The organism is Roseateles sp. (assembly GCF_036486225.1).
GTDB lineage: Bacteria > Pseudomonadota > Gammaproteobacteria > Burkholderiales > Burkholderiaceae_C > Roseateles.
The window spans coordinates 1-5,268 of record NZ_DASVNZ010000332.1 but is presented as its reverse complement, the minus strand read 5'-3'; the positions used below and the strand labels follow the sequence as shown (position 1 = coordinate 5,268).

Sequence of the window (5,268 nt, the reverse complement as noted above, 5' to 3'; positions counted from 1 at the left end):
CGTCGAGCCGATGAACAGGTCGCAGGCGTAGTGCCCCGCCGCCTGGCTGAACGCGCGGTTGCTGCGCAGGCTGCCGTCGGGGCCGGTGAAGAAGACGTCGGAGCGGGCGCGGATGTAGTCCTCCATGCCGAGTTCGGAGCCGAACGAATGGATGGACTCGACCCAGCCCGCCTCGATCGCCGGGATCAGCGCCGGATGCGGGTTCAGCGCCCAGTGGCGGCAGATCTTGCCTTTGAGGCCGAGCGACTCGCCGTAGGTCGGCAGCAGCAGCTCGATCGCGGCGGTGTCGAAGCCGATGCCGTGGTTGAGGCGCTGCACGCCGTACTCGGCGTAGATGCCCTTGATGGCCATCATCGCCATCAGCACCTGGATCTCGCTGATCTGCGCGGGGTCGCGGGTGAACAGCGGCTCGATGACGTTGAGCGTCGGCGCGCGCACGACGAAGTCGACCCAGTCGGCGGGCACGTCGACTCGGGCCAGGGCGCTGCCTTCGGGCAGCAGCTCATTGACCTGCGCGATGACGATGCCGCCGGAGAAGGCCGTCGCCTCGACGATGGCGGGCGTGTCCTCGGTGTTGGGGCCGGTGTAGAGGTTGCCGTGCGAATCGGCGGCCTGCGCGGCGATCAGCGAGACCTTGGGCGTCAGGTCGACGAAGTAGCGGGCAAACAGCTCCAGGTAGGTGTGGATCGCGCCGATCTTCAGGCGCCCGGCCGACAGCAGCTTGGCGAGTCGCGCGCCCTGCGGCCCGGAGAAGCTGAAGTCGAGGAGGCCGGCGATGCCGCGCTCGAAGACGTCCAGGTGCTCCGGCAGCGCGAGCACGGACTGGACCATGTGCAGGTCGTGGACGCGTCCGGGGTCGAGCCGCACCAGCGCCTTGGCCAGGAAGTCGGCCTGCTTCTGGTTGTTGCCCTCGAGGCAGACGCGGTCGCCGGGCTTGAGCACGGCGTGGAGCAGGTCGACGATCGCGTCGGTCTCGACGTGTCGTGCGGCCAGTCGCGTGCCGAGCGCCTCGCGGGCCGCGGCGAGCCGGGCGGCGCGGTCGCGGGCCTTGGTGTCCATGGGGATGCGGTCCATGGAGACGGAAGTTACGGGCGGGCGGCCTCCCGATCAATCAACCGGCGCGCGGGACGATTACGGGCAGCGGAACGGTTGACGAGGGGATACCCGCACCGGCGCCGACCGGACGTTCAAGTGACCGGTTCAGTGACCGCCGAGTTTCAGCGTGCGGCTGGCCGCGAGCAGCGCGAGCAGGTTGGGATCGCGTTCCCGGGTGCGCAGGAAACACAGCGCGATGGTCTGGCGCACGGCGTAGCGTTCCTGGAGCGGGATGAGCCGCACGCTGGGCGGCAGCACGCCGCGGATGCGCCCGGGCAGCAGGGTGCAGCCGATGCCGCCGCCGACCAGGTTCATCAGCGAGAAGATGTCATTGGTCTTCATCACGATCTGCGGCTCGAAGCCGGCGATGCGGAAGGCGTCGACGAAGCGGCTGTAGGTGACGAAGCCTTCCTGCAGGCTGACGAAGCGTTCCTCGGCGCAGTCGCGCAGGTCGATGCTGGTGAGCGCGGCGTAGGGCGACTGGGCGGGCGCGGCGAAGAAGACGTCGTCCACGAAGAGGTCGTGGGTCTCCAGCTCCGGGGCGGCTTCGGGCAGGCCCATGACGGCGGCGTCGATGGTGCCGTCGCGCAGGCGCTGGGTGAGGTCGGAGTTGGAGCCGAGGATGAGCTCGGCCTGCACGTCGGGCTTGCGCGCCTTGAGCGCCATGATCATCGACGGCACGGTGCCGCTGGTCAGCGAGTAGAGCGAACCGATGCGGATGCGTTCGGCGCCGTAGCCGGCGATGGCGCGGGTGGCGCTGATGCCTTCGTCCATGCGCTGGAGGATCTCGCGGGCGACGTCGGCGAGCGCGTGGGCGGCGTCGGTGGGCTGCAGGTTGCGGCCTTCGAGCCGGAACAGCGCGCAGCGCGTGCCGGCCTCGAGCGAATGCAACGCGCGGTGCACGCTGACGGCGCTGGTGCCCAGGCGCTCCGCGGCGCGCGCGAGGCTGCCGCTCTCCAGGAACGTGATCAGGATCTCGAGCTTGCGGAAGGTGATCTCTTCGCTGATGCGGGGGAGCATGGGGCGCGACGTCGGGAGTCGGAGAAGACATCCATTGTGCGTGCAGCGAATGCCGGCTACAGATTTGCGTAGGGGCGGATCGCGCGCGGTCGCCTGATGGCGATCAACAGTGTCTGCGGCGAACGCGCCGATGGCCGTCGTGACCGACCGATTCCAGGGATCGGAGATCGCTCAGATCAGGCACCGATGGAGGCTTACTGACCTTCATCTGCCGTTGGTGTTGCGCACGCATCTACCAACGAATTGAGGATCGCGTTGCCGGGCGAGGCGCAGTGCAATGAGCCCATGCAACACATTCAAGAGACGGGCCCCTTGCTGCGGACGGCCCAGGAATCCATCGGTGCTCCGCAGCCCATGATGTTTGAACCGGCACGCGCGAACTTCCGCGGTCGCTACGGACGGAATCTCGCGGCCACGCTGCGCCGTTGCGAACGCCGACAGGAGTGGTACCGGGACTATCTCCTCGAAGATGGCGCGGATCCGATTGCTTTCGTGGGCGGCGGAACCGCTGGCGGCAATGTTGCCGGAGCGGCACGAATCATTCGGTTTGTCCTGGCGCGTTCGTCGCGTGCTTTCCGCGGTCCTGTTGCGCGAGGCGACCTCTTCGACGCCATCGTCGAGATGGCGGAATCGGTAGGGATCCTCGTGATGGTGGACGAGCCTGTCTCTCGCGATATCCCTGCGCACTTGGCCGCTGAGCTGGACATCGACTTCCTGGGCATCACGCTGGTTGACGATTTGGCGCCGGTCATCTTCATCAACGGCACGCTGGACATGCAGGATCGCCTCCGTTGTCTGGTACGGCACATGGCGCTGCTTTGGCTGGGGATTTCGGGGGTGAGCGGCAAGTCCTCCGGCGCCGCTTCACCGTGCCCCGTGGCACGTTGGTGCGATGAGGTGGCCAGCGCAGCCATTGACCCGCTGACCTGTCTTGCTCACGAGCGTGCGCTGGTCCTGGACGATTCGCCCCAGGCGGATGCCTGCATGCTAGCCACCACGCGTGCCAGCCGGCGGTTCTCGCGAGCGGTGGTGGACCACACCATGAGCAGCAAGACCCGCTTCACTGATGCCTTCCGGCTGCTGGACATCCCCGATAGCGACATGTTCATGGCCATCGGCCGCTCTCTGGAAGGCACGAACTGACATGGCCTACCTGCTCGACGCCAACGCGCTTCTTGAAGCGAAGAATGTCCACTACGGAATGGACTTCTGCCCGGCCTTCTGGCGATGGCTGACCGTCAGTCATGCGGATGGTCAGGTCTTCAGCATCACCCAGGTGCGGGACGAGCTTCTCGATGACGTCATCCGCCCTTGGGTGAATGCGCAATCGCCCGGCTTCTTTCTCTCGGGAGATGCGCTCGTCGAGGCGAAGGCCGACGAGATCGTGGCATGGATTGACAGGCAGTCCCTGCTCGATCACGTGATCCTCCAGTTCGTGGATTCCGCGGACATGTACCTGATCGCTCATGCCCTCGCGCACGGGCACGCGGTCGTGACCTGGGAGAAGCCCGCTGCCGAATCGAAGAAGCATTTCAAGATCAAGATCCCGGATGTGTGCACGGCTTTCGGCGTGCACTGCATCGAGCCAAACGTAATGCTGCGCGAGCTCCAGGCCCGCTTCGTCCTCGGCCCGATCCACGAGCCGTACGAAGGCGCGAACCTCGCAAAGATCTCGAAGGACGAACCGCCGAGAACTGCGGCTGCGGACGTTCAGGAAGCGCTGCTGCGCTCGGTGCCCACCGGCACGGATTGATTCGAGCAGGCCGCCAACGCCTCATCCAGGTGGGTCTGCCAGATCGCCGTCCACGACGGCGGCGCGGATCGGGAAAGCGCCTGCAGGGGTTCGACCAGGCGAGGATCGGCGAGCGCCTCGGCCGCGTCCAGCTCATACAGGTGGCACTCCGGCGTGAGCTGCGTGATCAGGACATCGACGATGTCGTGATCTCCGCGTCGCGCGAGCCCCACCAGCGCCTCCCCGCGGACATCCTCGTCGCGGTCCTGCAGGTTCGCCCGCAGCGCTTCGCGGATCTCCGGGGTGTCGTCGTCGCGCAGCGTGCCGAGGCCGAAGGTGGCCCAGTCGCGCACCTCGGCGGACGTGTCCGTCGCGAGACGGATCAGGCCCTCGATCGCCTCCGGCTCTTCGTAGGAGCCGAGCGCCACCGCGACCTGCCATCGCATCTTGCTGTCCGCATGCGTCGACAAACGGAGCAGTCCCTGGACGCTCGCGCCATGCGGCCGTTGCCCGAGTCCGGCGACCGCGGCGCGGACCACGTCGTGATGCGGATCGGACAGACCTCGCAGCAGGAGCTGCTGCGTCTGCTGCTCGGCGAAGAGGACGTCGCGGCCTTGCTCCCGTCGCATCAATTGCGCGGCGATCGACATCCCGACCGCGCGCCGGCGGACGCGCGGGCTATCGCTCAGCGTCTCGATGCGGGCCAGCAGCGCGGGAGATCCTCGCCGCTGCAGCACCTCGACCGCACGCCACCCTTCCTGCGCGTGCCAATGCCGCAGCGCATGGCGCAACAGACGATCGACGCTGAAAGACTTCAACCGGTTGCGGGCAAGGCGTTTCATCGGCGCTGGACTCGAAGACGCGATGCCCGACTCTACCCACAACGCTCGGTCACCTTCTTACCCCCTCTCCCGCTTGCGGGAGAGGGCTGGGGTGAGGGCCAGCGGCGGTGGCAGTGCTGAAGCCCTTTTCAGCGCGTCGCTGCTTCCTCATCCCCGGTCGGCAGCCGCAGCGCGCCGGTGTTGTAGTCGTACTCGAACACCTCGCCATGCCGCGCCCAGGTCACGGCGGTCTGCAGCACCGCATCGGCTTCCGTGTCGTCGAGGTGCTCGCTCAGCAGCCTGAGCACCGGCTTGTCCGGCATCTCCCCGCTCGGCTCCTGCTCCAGGCTGTGCCGGATGTGCGCGATCAGCGGCACGTGGGCCATCAGCTGCTGGCCGAAGAGATCGCGCCGCAACCCGTGCGTGCCCTCGACGTAGCGCCGTCCCAGCGGCGTCAGCTGCAGGTCGCCGCTGTCGAGCTGCGCCAGCCCCAGCAACGCCAGCGCGTGCGCCACCGGCAGCAATTCCGAGTCCGGCAGCCCCGCTTCCTCGCACAGCTGCGGCAGGTCCGCGCGGCCGTCGAAGGGCGGTTCCGTGAGC

Annotated in this window: 6 protein-coding genes; 2 read left to right on the top strand and 4 right to left on the bottom strand. The window is 67.5% G+C overall.

Annotated features, from left to right (window positions below; all coding sequences use genetic code 11):
- Nucleotides 1-1,074 (bottom strand): malonate decarboxylase subunit alpha (locus tag VF536_RS21605; protein WP_331616952.1); only part of this gene is annotated, 1,074 nt, incomplete at its 3' end.
- 126 nt (nt 1,075-1,200) lie between these two features.
- On the bottom strand, nt 1,201-2,115 hold the full coding sequence (locus VF536_RS21600; RefSeq protein ID WP_331616951.1) for a LysR substrate-binding domain-containing protein: 915 nt from the start codon (nt 2,113-2,115) through the stop codon (nt 1,201-1,203).
- Nucleotides 2,116-2,400: 285 nt separating this feature from the next.
- Between VF536_RS21600 and VF536_RS21595 the strand changes: the two genes are divergently transcribed.
- The gene (locus VF536_RS21595) at nt 2,401-3,258 is read left to right on the top strand and encodes a hypothetical protein (protein ID WP_331616949.1); all 858 of its coding nucleotides are present in this window, start codon (nt 2,401-2,403) and stop codon (nt 3,256-3,258) included.
- A 1-nt stretch (nt 3,259) separates the two neighbouring features.
- Nucleotides 3,260-3,868 carry a DUF4411 family protein gene (locus tag VF536_RS21590; RefSeq protein WP_331616948.1) on the top strand — a complete coding sequence of 203 codons (609 nt, stop codon included), beginning with the start codon at nt 3,260-3,262 and terminating at the stop codon, nt 3,866-3,868.
- On the opposite strand, the gene VF536_RS21585 is transcribed toward VF536_RS21590, so the two are convergent.
- Together VF536_RS21585 and VF536_RS21580 are read right to left on the bottom strand one after the other, a co-directional pair.
- Nucleotides 3,826-4,689 (bottom strand): HEAT repeat domain-containing protein, encoded by an 864-nt coding sequence (locus VF536_RS21585; protein ID WP_331616946.1) that lies wholly within the window; start codon nt 4,687-4,689, stop codon nt 3,826-3,828. The genes VF536_RS21590 and VF536_RS21585 overlap by 43 nt on opposite strands.
- A gap of 128 nt (nt 4,690-4,817) precedes the next feature.
- Nucleotides 4,818-5,268, bottom strand: a 451-nt coding sequence (locus tag VF536_RS21580) for an AAA-associated domain-containing protein (protein WP_331616945.1), incomplete at its 5' end; no start/stop codon positions are given.